The sequence below is a fragment of the Paracoccus homiensis genome (genome assembly GCF_900111675.1).
Lineage (GTDB): Bacteria > Pseudomonadota > Alphaproteobacteria > Rhodobacterales > Rhodobacteraceae > Paracoccus > Paracoccus homiensis.
Genome location: NZ_FOHO01000006.1, coordinates 173,355 through 186,961 on the forward strand (window position 1 = coordinate 173,355; position 13,607 = coordinate 186,961).

Annotated in this window: 16 protein-coding genes; 9 read left to right on the forward strand and 7 right to left on the reverse strand. The window is 62.9% G+C overall.

Going from position 1 to position 13,607, the window contains the following annotated elements:
* Positions 1-19 precede the first annotated feature (19 nt).
* Positions 20-898 carry a vWA domain-containing protein gene (locus BMX67_RS10465; protein WP_175479876.1) on the forward strand — a complete coding sequence of 293 codons (879 nt, stop codon included), beginning with the start codon at positions 20-22 and terminating at the stop codon, positions 896-898.
* Between the two features lie 54 nt (positions 899-952).
* On the opposite strand, the gene BMX67_RS10470 is transcribed toward BMX67_RS10465, so the two are convergent.
* On the reverse strand, positions 953-1,606 hold the full coding sequence (locus tag BMX67_RS10470) for a VPLPA-CTERM sorting domain-containing protein (RefSeq protein WP_090734691.1): 654 nt from the start codon (positions 1,604-1,606) through the stop codon (positions 953-955).
* A gap of 126 nt (positions 1,607-1,732) precedes the next feature.
* On the reverse strand, positions 1,733-2,233 hold the full coding sequence (locus BMX67_RS10475; RefSeq protein ID WP_090734693.1) for an Lrp/AsnC family transcriptional regulator: 501 nt from the start codon (positions 2,231-2,233) through the stop codon (positions 1,733-1,735).
* A 161-nt stretch (positions 2,234-2,394) separates the two neighbouring features.
* On the opposite strand from BMX67_RS10475, the gene trxB reads away from it, so the two are divergent.
* From trxB to BMX67_RS10490, 3 genes are all read left to right on the forward strand, one after another.
* Complete coding sequence (trxB, locus tag BMX67_RS10480) at positions 2,395-3,393, forward strand: thioredoxin-disulfide reductase (protein ID WP_090734695.1); 999 nt, start codon at positions 2,395-2,397, stop codon at positions 3,391-3,393.
* Between the two features lie 56 nt (positions 3,394-3,449).
* Complete coding sequence (locus BMX67_RS10485; RefSeq protein ID WP_090734697.1) at positions 3,450-4,172, forward strand: bifunctional sulfate adenylyltransferase/adenylylsulfate kinase; 723 nt, start codon at positions 3,450-3,452, stop codon at positions 4,170-4,172.
* Between the two features lie 78 nt (positions 4,173-4,250).
* On the forward strand, positions 4,251-5,090 hold the full coding sequence (locus tag BMX67_RS10490) for a TolB family protein (RefSeq protein WP_090734699.1): 840 nt from the start codon (positions 4,251-4,253) through the stop codon (positions 5,088-5,090).
* Positions 5,091-5,140: 50 nt separating this feature from the next.
* On the opposite strand, the gene BMX67_RS10495 is transcribed toward BMX67_RS10490, so the two are convergent.
* Complete coding sequence (locus BMX67_RS10495) at positions 5,141-5,368, reverse strand: DUF1150 family protein (protein WP_090734700.1); 228 nt, start codon at positions 5,366-5,368, stop codon at positions 5,141-5,143.
* A gap of 10 nt (positions 5,369-5,378) precedes the next feature.
* The gene (locus BMX67_RS10500; RefSeq protein ID WP_090734702.1) at positions 5,379-5,789 is read right to left on the reverse strand and encodes an Hsp20 family protein; all 411 of its coding nucleotides are present in this window, start codon (positions 5,787-5,789) and stop codon (positions 5,379-5,381) included.
* Positions 5,790-6,002: 213 nt separating this feature from the next.
* On the opposite strand from BMX67_RS10500, the gene BMX67_RS10505 reads away from it, so the two are divergent.
* The 3 genes from BMX67_RS10505 to BMX67_RS10515 are packed head-to-tail and all read left to right on the forward strand — an operon-like array spanning position 6,003 to position 7,813.
* Entirely contained in the window at positions 6,003-6,221 is a 219-nt protein-coding gene (locus BMX67_RS10505; RefSeq protein WP_090734703.1) for a YdcH family protein, read from the forward strand.
* A 58-nt stretch (positions 6,222-6,279) separates the two neighbouring features.
* Positions 6,280-6,765: a 5-(carboxyamino)imidazole ribonucleotide mutase gene (gene purE, locus BMX67_RS10510; RefSeq protein ID WP_090734705.1), complete on the forward strand. Its 486-nt coding sequence runs from the start codon at positions 6,280-6,282 to the stop codon at positions 6,763-6,765.
* Positions 6,758-7,813 carry a 5-(carboxyamino)imidazole ribonucleotide synthase gene (locus BMX67_RS10515; RefSeq protein ID WP_090734706.1) on the forward strand — a complete coding sequence of 352 codons (1,056 nt, stop codon included), beginning with the start codon at positions 6,758-6,760 and terminating at the stop codon, positions 7,811-7,813. The genes purE and BMX67_RS10515 overlap by 8 nt, the downstream gene beginning before the upstream one ends.
* A 61-nt stretch (positions 7,814-7,874) precedes the next feature.
* Here the strand turns inward: BMX67_RS10515 and purF are convergent, their stop codons facing one another.
* From purF to radA, 3 genes are all read right to left on the reverse strand, one after another.
* Entirely contained in the window at positions 7,875-9,365 is a 1,491-nt protein-coding gene (purF, locus tag BMX67_RS10520) for an amidophosphoribosyltransferase (protein WP_090734708.1), read from the reverse strand.
* Positions 9,366-9,493: 128 nt separating this feature from the next.
* Complete coding sequence (locus BMX67_RS10525) at positions 9,494-10,090, reverse strand: CvpA family protein (RefSeq protein WP_090734709.1); 597 nt, start codon at positions 10,088-10,090, stop codon at positions 9,494-9,496.
* 42 nt (positions 10,091-10,132) lie between these two features.
* Positions 10,133-11,497 (reverse strand): DNA repair protein RadA, encoded by a 1,365-nt coding sequence (radA, locus tag BMX67_RS10530; protein WP_090734711.1) that lies wholly within the window; start codon positions 11,495-11,497, stop codon positions 10,133-10,135.
* Between the two features lie 135 nt (positions 11,498-11,632).
* Here radA and BMX67_RS10535 point away from each other — a divergent pair, with 135 nt between their 5' ends.
* On the forward strand, positions 11,633-12,934 hold the full coding sequence (locus BMX67_RS10535; RefSeq protein ID WP_090734712.1) for a lipoprotein-releasing ABC transporter permease subunit: 1,302 nt from the start codon (positions 11,633-11,635) through the stop codon (positions 12,932-12,934).
* The gene (locus tag BMX67_RS10540; RefSeq protein ID WP_090734714.1) at positions 12,927-13,598 is read left to right on the forward strand and encodes an ABC transporter ATP-binding protein; all 672 of its coding nucleotides are present in this window, start codon (positions 12,927-12,929) and stop codon (positions 13,596-13,598) included. Before BMX67_RS10535 ends, BMX67_RS10540 begins: the two co-directional genes overlap by 8 nt.
* The last annotated feature ends 9 nt before the right edge of the window (positions 13,599-13,607 follow it).

Below are 13,607 nucleotides of genomic sequence, written 5' to 3' on the forward strand. Positions count from 1 at the left end.
TATTTGTGGAGTGTTAATGATGAAACTAGGGACCTGGCTAAGTGCGGCAGTCATCGTCGTCGGAACGGCGTTCGGCGCCTCTGCCAAAACCGTCAACGATACGTCGAACGTGGTGTTCATCGTCGACGAATCCGGCTCGATGAGTGGCGAGCACAACTTTCTGAAAGACGTTGTCACATCGCTGGATTCGGCCTTGGCCGCGGCCGGGGTGACGACGCGCAGCTATGGGGTGGTCGGTTTCGGCGCAAGCTTCAGCAACCCCGGTTCGCCGCGAACGCTGACCGATTTCGTCAGCGCCGAAGACGCCAAGACCGCGATGTCCGGCCTGCGGCTGAACGGTGGCACCGAGGACGGCTATACCGGCATCAACCACGCGCTGGATAATCTAAGCTATGCCAGCGGAGCCGCGATCAACTATGTTCTGGTCACAGATGAGGACCGTGACAATGTCGACAACGCGCTGACCTATGGATCGGTCTACAAGGACCTTGCCGATCGCAAGATCCTGCTGAACGCGGTGGTCAATGCGCGGTATAATTCGGATGGCGGTTACGCGCTGGGGATCGACAGCACCGGCGAGGCTTATGTGGCCGACGGCAGTGGTGGCTTCACCCGTTCGACCGGCGGCGTGGCTGTCAGCGGTTCGGGCACGACCATCAGCAATTATGTTCAGCTGGCATTGGATACGGGCGGCGCCGCATGGGACCTGAACCAGCTGCGCGCAGGCGGCAATACCGCGATGTCGTTCACTCAGGCCTTCCTGGATATCAAGGTCGAAGAAATCACCACCCAGCCGACCGACCCGAGCCCGGTTCCGGTTCCGGCAGCCTTCCCGCTGTTGCTGGGCGGTCTGGGCGTGATGGGCGCGATCGGTCGCCGTCGTCGCAAGAACAGCTAAGCGATACTTGAAGTTGAACGGAAAGGGCGAGTTACCTCGCCCTTTTTTCGTGGCTTACGCCCGATTTTTGCGGCGGCGTGCGGCGAAGATCCCCATCGCGCCCAGCAACAGCGCGCCTGACGCTGGTACCGGGACAGATGAAACATCCCTGACCGACACCTCGTCGATCGTGAAGCTGGCAGTTCTGTTCCAGAAGTTAAATGACCCAATATCGGTGGTCAGATAGCTGCGATAGCCGAGGTTGAACATATAGCTGAGGGTCTCGCCTTCCACCAATCCAGCATACAACGCTTTCGTATCGCCGGAACTCATCGAGATGTTTTCCTGGTCAGCTCGTACGTATTCGAAGGTGCAATTGCATTGGGTGCCGGCAAGAATCCACCACTTTGCCTTACCGCCGTTGCCGTAGTCGTTACCCCAGACGTCCGGCCCATCCGGGGTGTAAAGCTCTGCCGAAAAGCTGGTTTGATCGCCCGGGTTAAGCCTGGAGTTCAGAACCGGAAGACCATAGCTGTTTCCGTCTGCAAGGAAGAGGTCTTCGTCAACGTGGATGTCGTTGCGATCGTCGCCATAAATGGTTCCCTGTAATTCTGAATAGGTTGTCCCCAGATAGGTCAGCTTCAGATCATAGCGGTAGGTGGCTGCACTTGCCGGTGCGGCGGCGGCTGCGGTGATGGCCGCGGCTGCCAGGAATTGAAAAACCTTCACGATGTACCCCTTTTTTCAATGCCGTAGGAAAGTCACGGCACCGTGATGGGTAAGGTATCCTGTCGGTCTAAAGAAGAATTTAAATGTTGCGCATCGCGCAACTACAGGGCGTATTTCGCGGGTGGGTCAGACCGCGGTGCGCACCCGCTCTTCCACGATTTCGAAGGGCACGGAAGGCTCGTCCTTTGCGCCGCGAATGACCAGCGAAGTCCTGACACTGGCGACATTGGGGGCGGCGGTCAGATTCTCGGTCAGGAATTTCTGGAAGGTCGACAGATCCGGCGAAACGCATTTCAGGATGAAATCGATCTCGCCGTTCAGCATGTGGCATTCGCGGACCAGCGGCCATTCCTTGACCAGCCCCTCGAAGGCGGACAGATCGCGTTCTGACTGGCTGGCCAGGCGGACCATGGCAAAGACCTGCACCTCGAAACCCAACTCGCGGGTATTCAGATCGGCATGATAGCCCCGGATATAGCCCAGTTCTTCCAATGTGCGGACGCGGCGCAGGCAGGGCGGGGCCGAGATCCCGACACGACGGGCAAGTTCGACATTCGTCATCCGGCCATCGGCCTGCAATTCGGCCAATATCTTGCGGTCGATGTCGTCGAGTTTTGCGCCAGCCATGCTGCCCTTAGTCATTTTGCCGTTTTGTTTTCCGGAAACTACAATGCTGGCCCCGGGTGCGCAACAATGTTTCTGTGGATAAGCCCCCGGCGCAGGGCATTGCGCGGGGCGGTCGCGATGTTTACCTAGGCGCGGAACACAGGAATCCGGGGACGCTGGCCATGACTGACCGCACGCATGTCAAACTTCTCATCATCGGTTCGGGGCCGGCGGGCTATACCGCCGCCGTCTATGGTGCGCGCGCCATGCTGGAGCCGATGCTGATCCAGGGCATGCAGCCCGGCGGGCAGCTGACGATCACCACCGAGGTCGAGAACTGGCCCGGCGAGGTCGAAATTCAGGGCCCCGAACTGATGGTCAAGATGGAAGAGCATGCCCGAAAGATGGGCACCGAAATCGTCACCGACATGGTGACCCGTCTGGACCTTCAGCAGCGGCCCTTCGTTGCCGAATGCGACAGTGGCCGCCGAGTGACTGCCGACGCGGTCATTCTGGCGACCGGTGCGCAGGCGCGTTGGCTGGGCCTGCCAAGCGAAGAGAAGTTCAAGGGTTTCGGCGTCAGCGCCTGTGCCACATGCGACGGCTTTTTCTATCGCAACCGCGAAGTGCTGGTCATCGGCGGCGGCAATACTGCCGTCGAAGAGGCGCTGTTCCTGACGAAATTCGCAAGCAAGGTCACGCTGGTTCATCGTCGCGACAGCCTGCGCGCCGAAAAGATCCTGCAGCAGCGGCTGTTCAACCATCCCAAGGTCGAAATCGTGTGGGATCACGAACTGGCCGAGGTGAAGGGCGCCGAGGATCCGATGGGCGTCACCGGTGCCGTGCTGAAATCGACCAAAGATGGCAGCACGCGCGAGGTTGCCGCCGACGGCGTGTTTGTCGCCATCGGTCACGCCCCGGCCAGCGAGTTGGTCAAGGATCAGCTGGAATTGCACGACGGCGGCTATGTGAAGGTCGAGGCCGGCTCGACCCGCACGTCGATCGCGGGTGTCTTTGCGGCGGGCGACCTGACCGATCATATCTATCGTCAGGCCGTGACCAGCGCGGGCATGGGCTGCATGGCGGCGTTGGATGCCGAGCACTATCTTGCCACGCTGGACGAGGCCGGCCAGCCCGATCCGTCGCATGGCGAATTGCCGGAAACGACCCCGGCAGAATGATCGCAACAGGGCCGGTCCCCACCCGGCCCAAAGCGTTCCGGTGAAAGGCGGGCCTGATGCAATTCTCGAACCGGATCGCGATCCCGCAACTGTTTGTGTCCGACGCTGCGGCCGACAAGCTGCGAGACGAGGCGCAGAAGCTGCCCGGCTGGAACCTTTGCGGGGAACAGGGCCAGATCTTGCGTTTGCTGATCTGCGGCGGTCTGTTCCCGCTGCGTGGCTACATGTCGCAAGCCGAGGCACAGGCCGTCGCCGCGACCGGCACCTTGCCCGGTGGCCATGTCTGGCCTTGCCCGATCACCCTTCGGATCACCCCGGATTTTTCGGCCGGGGTCGAGCCTGGGCAGGATATCGCGCTGTGGCTGGACGGGCAGGTCGTGGCGATCCTGTCGGTCACCGACAGTTGGGTCATGGATGGGGAGCTGCATCTGGGCGGTCGGATCAAGGGGCTGCCCATGGGGGACGGCACGACGACACCCAATAATCTTCGGGCGATCTGGGACCGCATCGGGGCCGATCGGGTGGTTGCCGGGTCTGACTTGCGCGATCTGCCCGCCGATGCACCAGCCATCCTGATGACTGATGCAGGCAGGATCCCTGCGACGCTGCCGGGACTGGTTCAGGGGTTTGCGCTGCCGCATTTCGATGCGCAGGACCGTCCCATGATGAGGGCGATCATCGCACGTAATGCGGGCGCGACACATCTGGCGGCCAAGGATGCCGCTGGGATCGCCGACGCGTTGGCCGATCTGGGCCTGTCGGTTCACGGTCAGTCATAAAAACCTGCCGGATCATGAACCCCAGTGTGCTATGCTGCGTTGCAGCATCGTGGCTTGCAGCGAATTGAGATAGCTCTGATGGATTGGCGATCCTCGCTTGAGATATATGATCTGGCGACCGGGCAATGCCGGGTGATCTTTCAGACGCCCCGTCTGATCGAGGCGCCCAATTGGCATCGTGATGGCTGGTTTCTGGTCAATGGCGACGGGCGGCTATGGCGTATCGACCCGCAGCGCCCCGATCTGCGTGCCATCGATACCGGCGGGCTGATCCGCTGCAACAATGATCACGGGTTTCTTGACGATGGTCGGATCGTGTTTTCCTGTCACAACGACCAGGGCTCGGGCATCTATGTGCTGAACCCTGATGGCCCGGCCGAAATGCTGTCAGAACGTCCCAGTTGGTGGCATGGCGCGGGCAGGGGGGCGATCACCTATGCCTGTGTGCGGGGCCGCGACCGCGTGGTGCGGATCGCGCTGCTGGATCTTGCCAGCGGTCGCGAAACCGTGCTGTCGCCGGGGCCGGGTCATCATGATGGGCCGGATCTTTCGCCCTGCGGCGCTTATGTCTGGTTCAACAGCGACCGGGGCGGCCATGCGCAGATCTGGCGTGTGCCAAGCGCGGGCGGCGACGCCGAACAGGTGTTTAAGGACCGCCACGTGAACTGGTTTCCGCACCCGTCGCCCGATGGGCGGCATGTGCTGTATCTGGCCTATCCCCCCGGAACCGAAGGCCATCCCCGCGATCTGGATGTCGGGCTGTGGCTGATGGCGCCCGATGGCAGCGACCGGCGTCAGGTCGTGGCGCTGTTCGGCGGGCAGGGCACGATCAATGTGCCCTGCTGGGCGCATGACGGACATGCGTTTGCCTTCATGCGCTATCGTCCTTTGGCGCAAGACAAAGCCCCCGCCATGTGAATGACGGGGGCTGTCTGACGCCGCACGGAGCCGGACGGCGTCGGGTCGGATCAGTGAACGCTGACCGGGGTCAGTTCATTCTGACGTGCCAGCATGAAGGCCATCGAACGATCGCGCACAAGGGCAAGACGCTCGCCCTCGGTGTCATGGACGGCATACATGCGGTCCAGCCCCGGCACCTGTTCCTGAATTTCCTGCGGAAGGCTTTGGGTGGCCACTTCGCGGATATAGACGGTGTTTTCTTCTTCGGTTTCACCGAAATCGAATTTGGTATCCATGATACACCTCTTATTTTTGGCTGATCGGGATGGTCTGCACAACCTGCTGCGGGGCAACCCGTTTCAAATCGATGTGAAGCAAACCGTTTTCCATCAGGGCCGAGACGACCTCGACCCCGTCTGCCAGAACGAAACTGCGCTGAAAGGCGCGCGCGGCGATCCCGCGATGCAGAAACACACGGTCGCCATCGGCATCGGCCATCTTGCCGCGAATGACCAGTTGGCGATCCTCGGTCGTGACCGACAGGTCCTTTTCGCCAAAGCCCGCGACGGCCAGCGTGATCCGGAACCCGTCCGGCGCGATATGTTCGATATTGTAGGGGGGATAACCCTCGGCCCCCTTGGCGGCACGTTCGGCCAACCTTTCCAACTGATCGAACCCCAGAAGGTAGGGATGCGCCCCCAGCGAAATCTTGCTCATCTTCAGCCCTTTGCCTGTCAAGCGACTGCCTGGTGCGGGCCCCGTTGCGGCGACCCGATTGGTTACAATATGTGAACCCGACCGCCGGGACGCAAGATCTTGCCTGACCGCAACAGGGGTCGAAATAGCGCCCGTCGGGGGAACGAGCCTGTTAACAGGGACAAAACAACGCGCTATAACAAAGAAACCCCGCGTCCAGCCGAGCGTCGCCAGATGAATATGCACCACGAAATGTCCCATGATGAAATTGTCCGCTGCAAGCTGACGGCACTGCGCATGGAACATCGCGATCTGGACGAGGCAATCGCCGCCCTGTCCTCGCAACAGCTGACCTCGTCGATCAGCCTGCAACGGCTGAAAAAGCAGAAGCTGTCGTTGAAGGATCAGATCGCGCGGCTGGAAGATGAACTGACGCCCGATATCATCGCCTGATTGCGAGCGGCGTCCGTGCAGGCTATGGCCTCTGCAGCAAAAGCCAAGGGGGACGCGCATGACCACGCCGGTCGGAATTATCATGGGCAGCCAGTCGGATTGGCCGACGATGAAGGAAGCCGCCAACATCCTTGATGAACTGGGCATCGCCTATGAAGCCCGGATCGTCAGCGCCCATCGCACGCCTGATCGCCTGTGGGAATACGGCAAGACGGCCGCGGGGCGCGGGTTGAAGGTAATCATCGCGGGCGCGGGCGGTGCCGCGCATCTGCCCGGCATGATGGCCTCGAAGACGCGCGTGCCGGTGATCGGGGTGCCGGTCCAGACGCGGGCGCTGTCGGGCGTTGATTCGCTGTATTCGATCGTGCAGATGCCCAAGGGATATCCCGTCGCGACCATGGCGATCGGCGCGGCCGGTGCCGCCAATGCCGGTCTGATGGCGGCCGGCATCCTTGCCATCGCTGACCCCGCCCTGGCCCAACGCCTGGACGATTGGCGCGAGGCGCTGTCGGCCTCGATCCCGCAGGAGCCGCGTGATGAGTGACATCAGGACCATCGGCATTCTGGGCGGCGGCCAGTTGGGCCGCATGCTGTCGGCGGCGGCCAGCCGTCTGGGGATCCGCTGTCACATCTATGAACCCGGCGCCGCGCCCGCGGGCGATGTGGCCTGGCAGGTGACGACCGCACCCTATGAAGACGAAGCCGCGCTGCGCGCCTTTGCCCAATCCGTCGATGTCATCACCTATGAATTTGAAAACGTGCCGACATCGGCGCTGGATCTGCTTGAAACGATCCGCCCGATCCATCCCAACCGTCGCGCATTGGCCGTGTCGCAGGATCGTCTGTCGGAAAAGACCTTCCTGAACGAAATCGGCCTGAAGACCGCACCCTTCGCCAATGTCGAGGCGCAGGGCGATCTGCCCGCTGCCATCGCTGCGGTGGGCACGCCCGCGATCCTCAAGACCCGGCGCATGGGATATGACGGCAAAGGGCAGCTGCGGATCAGCGATCCGGCGCAGGCCGGATGGACCGGCGCCCCTTCGGTTCTGGAAGGCTTCGTCGATTTCTCGGACGAGATCAGCGTGATCATCGCGCGCGCCGCCGACGGGCAGGTCGCGGCTTTCGATCCCGGTCTGAACGTGCATCGCGACGGTATCCTGCACAGGACCACGGTGCCCTGTGGCCTGCCAGCCGCGTTGACCACGGACGCGATCCTGATGGCGGCAAAGATCGTCAATGCGCTGGATTATGTCGGCGTGATGGGGGTCGAGCTGTTCGTGACGCCGTCCGGCCTGATCGTGAACGAGGTTGCGCCGCGGGTCCATAACTCGGGCCATTGGACGCAGGCGGGCTGCGTCGTCGATCAGTTCGAACAGCATATCCGCGCTGTTGCGGGGTTGCCCCTGGGCGATGGCAAACGTCACGCCGATGTCGTGATGGAAAATCTGATCGGCGACGATATCGACCGCGTGCCGCAGCTTCTGTCTGAAAGCGGCTGCCAGCTGCATCTCTATGGCAAAGGCGATGCCAAGCCGGGTCGCAAGATGGGCCATGTGAACCGGATCACCGGCCAGACCCGGAGCGTAACCTGAACATCATGCGCGACCCGCGGGGGTCCGGGGGCAGCCAGCCCCCGGCCGTCGCGGGACGCAATTACTCGGCTGCCAGTTTGCCCGCCGTCTCGGATCCGGGCTTCATGCGAAAGCCGCGTTCCAGCTGATCGAAGGGGGCGACCGGGTAATCGCCGGAAAAACATGCGTCGCAATGCTGCGGGCATTTTGCGTTCCGGCCTTCGGCCTCGCCGACCGCACGATACAGACCGTCCAGCGAAACAAAGGCCAGGCTGTCGACACCGATCCAGTCGCGCATCTCGTCGGGTGTCATCTGGGCCGCCAACAGCTTGTCGCGGTCGGGTGTGTCGACCCCATAGAAACAGGGCCATGCCGTCGGGGGCGAGGCGATGCGGAAATGAACCTCGGCCGCGCCCGCATCCAGGATCATGTCCTTGATCTTGCGGCTGGTGGTGCCCCGCACCACGCTGTCATCGACCAGAACGACGCGCTTGCCCGCGATCAGCGACCGGTTCACGTTCAGCTTCAGGCGTACACCCATGTTGCGGATCTGTTCGGTCGGCTCGATGAAGGTCCGGCCCATATACTGGTTGCGGATGATTCCCATGCCGTAGGGGATGCCCGATTCCTGTGCAAAGCCGATCGCGGCCGGGGTGCCGCTGTCGGGAACGGGACAGACCAGATCGGCCTCGATCGGGGCCTCGCGGGCCAGTTCAACACCGATCTGACGACGGGTCTCATAGACCGAGCGGCCGCCGATGATCGAATCGGGCCGCGAGAAATAGACATGCTCGAAAATGCAGAAACGACCGGTCGACGGACCGAAGGGGCGACTGCTTTCGACTTCGCCCTTCGAGATCACGACCATTTCGCCCGGCTCGATCTCACGCACGAAATCGGCGCCGATGATATCCAGGGCGCAGGTTTCCGATGCCAGACAGAACCCCTCATCCCCGATCTTGCCCAGAACCAGCGGACGCACGCCCAACGGGTCGCGCACGCCGATCAGCTTGGTGCGGGTCATGGCGATGACGCTGAACGCGCCTTCTACGCGGCGCAGGGCGTCCTTCATCCGTTCGGGAATGTTGCGCTGGATCGACCGCGCCATCAGGTGGATGATGCATTCGCTGTCGCTGCTGGACTGGAAGATGCTGCCGCGTTCGATCAGTTCGCGGCGCAGGGCGGCGGCATTGGTGATATTGCCGTTATGCGCAATGGCGCAGCCGCCCATCGAGAATTCGCCGAAGAAGGGCTGCACGTCGCGGATCGCGGTCGCGGCCTTGGTCCCGGCGGTGGAATAGCGCACATGCCCAATGGCCAGCGGCCCCGGCAGCGTCGCCATCACCTCGGCCTTCGTGAAATTGTCACGGACATAGCCGAAACGGTGGGCGCTGTTGAAACCCTGTTCGGCATCATGGGCGACGATGCCCCCTGCTTCCTGCCCGCGATGTTGCAGGGCATGCAGGCCGAGAGCGACGAAATTCGAAGCATCTGCAACGCCGATGGCGCCGAAAACACCGCATTCCTCGTGCAAACGGTCCGAATCGAACGGGTGGGCCAGGAATGGTTCCATGGGCGATCCTGAATGGCTTTGGGCTGTCGAGGGCTATGTAGTGCGGACAGACCCTAAAGTCACGCCCCCGAAATCACTCGGGGGCGGATTTTGCGTCATCTGACTGTCATGATCGCCGCGATGGCGGCTTAGTTCGCGGGGGTGTCGTCGGCGTTCACCTCGGCACCGCCGCTCAGCGGGCAGGTGCGGACCATCTGTTCATAGCGGCGCACGATCCAGCCCGGCGCATCATCGGGGATCTGTTCGTCCATCTGGCCGCGCATCCGTTCGAACACGGCCGCTGAACGCGATTGTTCAACCATCGTGATCTGCTGGCTGGTCATCACGCGGTCATAGACGATGAAGGCGATGGCGACCAAAAGGATGCCGCGGGCCACGCCGAACAGAAAGCCCATGCCCTGATCGATGCCCCCAAGCGCCGAGCGCTGCACGACCGAGGAAAACAGCGGGGTGATGATCGAAAAGACCACAAGCGCCAGCGCAAAGACCACGGCAAAGCCGGCGATCGTTGCAAGTTCGCAACTGTCGCCAAGGAAACGTTCCAGCACCGGCAGCTGTGCGATCATCGGCCGGACGGCGGCCGCGAACAGAAAGGCCAGCACCGCCGCCGCGATCCAGCCAAGAATGGCCAGCGATTCGCGTACGAAGCCGCGCGACCATGCCAGAATGGCCGAAAGTACGATGACCGCCGCAACGACCGCGTCAATGATGGTAAAGCCGTCCATAAATCCTGCCCCTGCGCCGGATATCGTTTCAAATCAGGCGATTCAGCCGGCGCCGAAGATTTCGCCCACAAATCCTGTCAGATCGGAAATGCGCCTTGTGCCCATTCCGTCCGCGCCCTCGACCTTTTGGCCTTCGGGCAAAATCGCTTGTGAAAAACCAAGTTTCTGCGCCTCTTTCAACCTGTTTTCCGCCTGAGAAACCGGACGCAGCGCGCCGGAAAGGCTGATTTCACCGAAAAGAACGGCCTCGGCGGGCAGGGCGCTGTCCTCGCGCGCCGACAGCAGCGCCCCCGCGATCGCCAGGTCGGCGGCGGGTTCCGCGACCCGCATCCCGCCCGCGACGTTCAGGAACACATCCAGCCCGGTGAACGGGATGCCGCAACGCGCTTCCAGCACGGCAAGGATGGTGCTGACCCGGCCGCTGTCCAGCCCCACGACCGTGCGGCGCGGACTTGCCAGGGTCGAGGGCGCCACCAGCGCCTGAACCTCGGTCAGGACCGGGCGCGTGCCCTCGATCCCCGCAAAAACGGCGCTGCCGGGCGAGGGCTGACCGCGTTCCGACAGAAACAGCGCCGAGGGGTTGGCGACCTCGGCCAGCCCTGCGCCTGTCATCTCGAAAACGCCGATTTCGTCCGCCGGTCCGAACCGGTTCTTGACGCTGCGCAGCAGCCGGAACTGGTGGCCGCGCTCGCCCTCGAAATACAGGACCGTATCGACCATATGTTCGACCACGCGCGGCCCGGCGATCTGCCCGTCCTTGGTGACATGGCCGACGATGATGATCGCAACGCCGCGTTTCTTGGCAAAGGTCACCAGTTCATGTGCGGCGGCGCGGACCTGTGCGACACTGCCCGGTGCGGCCTCGACCGTATCGGACCACAGCGTCTGCACCGAATCGATGATCGCCAGATCGGGACGCTCGGTGTCGAGGGTGGTCAGGATGTCGCGTAGGTTGGTTTCCGCGCCCAGCCGCACCGGCGCATCGGCCAGTCCCAGACGCTGCGCCCGCATGCGGACCTGGGCGCTGGCTTCTTCGCCGCTGATATAGATGGCCTGCTGTCCGCGCCGGGCAAAGGCCGCCGCGCCCTGCAGCAGAAGGGTCGATTTCCCGATACCGGGATCGCCGCCGACCAGCACCGCCGAACCCGGCACCAGCCCGCCGCCCAGAACCCGGTCCAGTTCGGCCATGCCCGACTGGCTGCGCGGTGGCGGCGGTTCATGCGTGGCAAGCCCCGACAGCGGCACCGAACGCCCCTTGGCCGCGCCAAGCCCGCGTCCCGGACCCTGTGACAGCGGGGCTTCTTCGATGATCGTGTTCCATGCGCCGCAGGCATCGCAGCGCCCGGCCCATTTCTTGTGTGCGGCACCACAGGCGGTGCAGGTGAATGCGGTAACGGATTTGGCCATGCCATATCTTGTGGCATCGGGGCGCAGGGGCCGCAATATGCTTTTGCCGCACGGGGAAATTCCCTCACGGCATTGTCGGCTTGATCTTCGTGCGTTCGGCGGTCAGGTTCCACGCGATCCCTGCAAGGTTTGCCCATGTCCAGTCCCGCCCCGTTCTCGCGCTATGAATTCCTGATCGCCTGGCGTTACCTGCGTGCCCGCCGGGCCGAGGGTGGGGTCAGCGTGATGACATGGATCAGCCTGATCGGGATCGCGCTGGGGGTGATGGCGCTGATCGCGACGCTGGCCGTGCGTGCCGGGTTTCGGGCCGAATTCGTCGATACGATCCTTGGCGCGAATGCCCATACCAGCGTCTACATGGCCCCGGACCGGTTCGAAAACGAACTGACTGGCGAGGTCTATGTCACGCCCGGCCGGATCGCCGATTATGATGCGATGGCGCAAAAGCTTGCCGATATCGACGGCGTGACGCGCACCGCGCCGGTCATTCGCGGGCAGGTCATGGCGACCGCGAACGATGCCTCGAACGTGGCCGAGGTCTATGGCATCCGTCTGGACGATTTGAAGGCGATTCCGCGTATCGTCGATCCTGAAACCTCGTCGGGCGAGATCGAGGATTTCGGCAGTGGCATTGCCATCGGCTCGGGCATTGCGCGCGACCTGAACCTGCGCCTTGGCGACAAGCTGCGGCTGATCGCGCCGCAGGGGGCCAAGACCGCCTTTGGCACGACGCCGCGGGTCAATGCCTATACCGTGACCTATGTGTTCAGCGCCGGACGCTATGACATCGACCAGACGCGCATCTACATGCCCCTGACCGAGGCCCAAAGCTATTTCAATCGCGAAGATGTCGTCGACGAGATCGAGGTCTTTGTCAGCGATCCCGAAAAGGTCGATGACTGGACGCTGCCGCTGTTGCAGGCGGCCGGCGACCGCGCCCAGATCTGGAGCTGGCGCGACAGTTCCGGCAGCTTTCTTGCGGCGCTGGACATGGAGGATGACGTGATGTTCGTGATCCTGTCTGTCCTTGTGCTGATCGCGTCCATGAACATCACCTCGGGGCTGATCATGCTGGTCAAGAACAAGGGCCGCGATATCGGCATTCTGCGCACCATGGGCCTGACCGAGGGCGCGGTGCTGCGCGTCTTCTTTCTGTGCGGGGCCTTCACGGGCATCATCGGGACCATCGCAGGCGTGATCCTTGGCGTGCTTCTGGCGTTGAATGTCGACAGTATCATGGCGCTGATCAACAGCCTGACGGGCGGCAATGCCTGGCAGCCCGAAGTGCGCGGCATCTATCGTCTGCCCGCCGATCTGCGCGCCTGGGACGTGTTCCGCGCCGTGGCCCTGTCGCTGACCCTGTCCTTCGTGGTCACAATCTTCCCCGCGCGCCGCGCCGCGCGCATGAACCCCGTCGAGGCGCTGCGCTATGAATGATGTTCTGCAACTGACCGGCGTGTCCAAGACCTATGGCAAGGGCGGCCCGGCCCCGGTCGAGGTTCTGTCCAGCATCGACCTGCGCGTCGCGCGGGGCGAGGTGGTGGCGCTGGTCGCGCCGTCCGGGGCGGGCAAATCGACGCTGCTGCATATCGCGGGGCTGTTGGACACACCCGATTCCGGGCAGGTTCTTCTGCGCGGGCGCGACATGACCGGTTTGCCCGACAAGGCCCGGACCGAGGCGCGTCGCGCCGAACTGGGCTTCATCTATCAGTTCCACCATCTGCTGCCCGAATTCAGCGCCGCCGAGAACATCGTGCTGCCGCAGCTTGCGAACGGCACCCCGGCCCGTGCGGCGCAGGCGCGTGCCGCCGATCTGCTGGATCGTGTCGGTCTGGGCCATCGCGCCGCCCACCGCCCGGCCGAACTGTCCGGAGGCGAACAACAGCGCGTGGCCTTCTGCCGCGCCCTTGCCAACGGCCCGGCGCTGCTTCTGGCCGATGAGCCGACCGGCAACCTTGATCCCGACACCTCAGACAGGGTGTTCGATGTGCTGATGGCGCTGGTCCGCGAAACCGGGCTGTCGGCGCTGATCGCGACACATAATCACGACCTGGCTGCCCGGATGGATCGAGTGATCCGTCTGAAGGAAATTGTTGCCTGAACGACCTGA

Coding starts and splice junctions, on each gene's coding strand:
- BMX67_RS10475 (WP_090734693.1), bottom strand. CDS start 2,233: ATGGCTGGCGCAAAACTCGACGACATCGACCGCAAGATATTGGCCGAA.
- radA (WP_090734711.1), bottom strand. CDS start 11,497: ATGGCCAAATCCGTTACCGCATTCACCTGCACCGCCTGTGGTGCCGCA.
- BMX67_RS10515 (WP_090734706.1), top strand. CDS start 6,758: ATGAGTGACATCAGGACCATCGGCATTCTGGGCGGCGGCCAGTTGGGC.
- trxB (WP_090734695.1), top strand. CDS start 2,395: ATGACTGACCGCACGCATGTCAAACTTCTCATCATCGGTTCGGGGCCG.
- BMX67_RS10500 (WP_090734702.1), bottom strand. CDS start 5,789: ATGAGCAAGATTTCGCTGGGGGCGCATCCCTACCTTCTGGGGTTCGAT.
- BMX67_RS10525 (WP_090734709.1), bottom strand. CDS start 10,090: ATGGACGGCTTTACCATCATTGACGCGGTCGTTGCGGCGGTCATCGTA.
- BMX67_RS10505 (WP_090734703.1), top strand. CDS start 6,003: ATGAATATGCACCACGAAATGTCCCATGATGAAATTGTCCGCTGCAAG.
- BMX67_RS10535 (WP_090734712.1), top strand. CDS start 11,633: ATGTCCAGTCCCGCCCCGTTCTCGCGCTATGAATTCCTGATCGCCTGG.
- purF (WP_090734708.1), bottom strand. CDS start 9,365: ATGGAACCATTCCTGGCCCACCCGTTCGATTCGGACCGTTTGCACGAG.
- BMX67_RS10540 (WP_090734714.1), top strand. CDS start 12,927: ATGAATGATGTTCTGCAACTGACCGGCGTGTCCAAGACCTATGGCAAG.
- BMX67_RS10495 (WP_090734700.1), bottom strand. CDS start 5,368: ATGGATACCAAATTCGATTTCGGTGAAACCGAAGAAGAAAACACCGTC.
- BMX67_RS10485 (WP_090734697.1), top strand. CDS start 3,450: ATGCAATTCTCGAACCGGATCGCGATCCCGCAACTGTTTGTGTCCGAC.
- BMX67_RS10465 (WP_175479876.1), top strand. CDS start 20: ATGAAACTAGGGACCTGGCTAAGTGCGGCAGTCATCGTCGTCGGAACG.
- purE (WP_090734705.1), top strand. CDS start 6,280: ATGACCACGCCGGTCGGAATTATCATGGGCAGCCAGTCGGATTGGCCG.
- BMX67_RS10490 (WP_090734699.1), top strand. CDS start 4,251: ATGGATTGGCGATCCTCGCTTGAGATATATGATCTGGCGACCGGGCAA.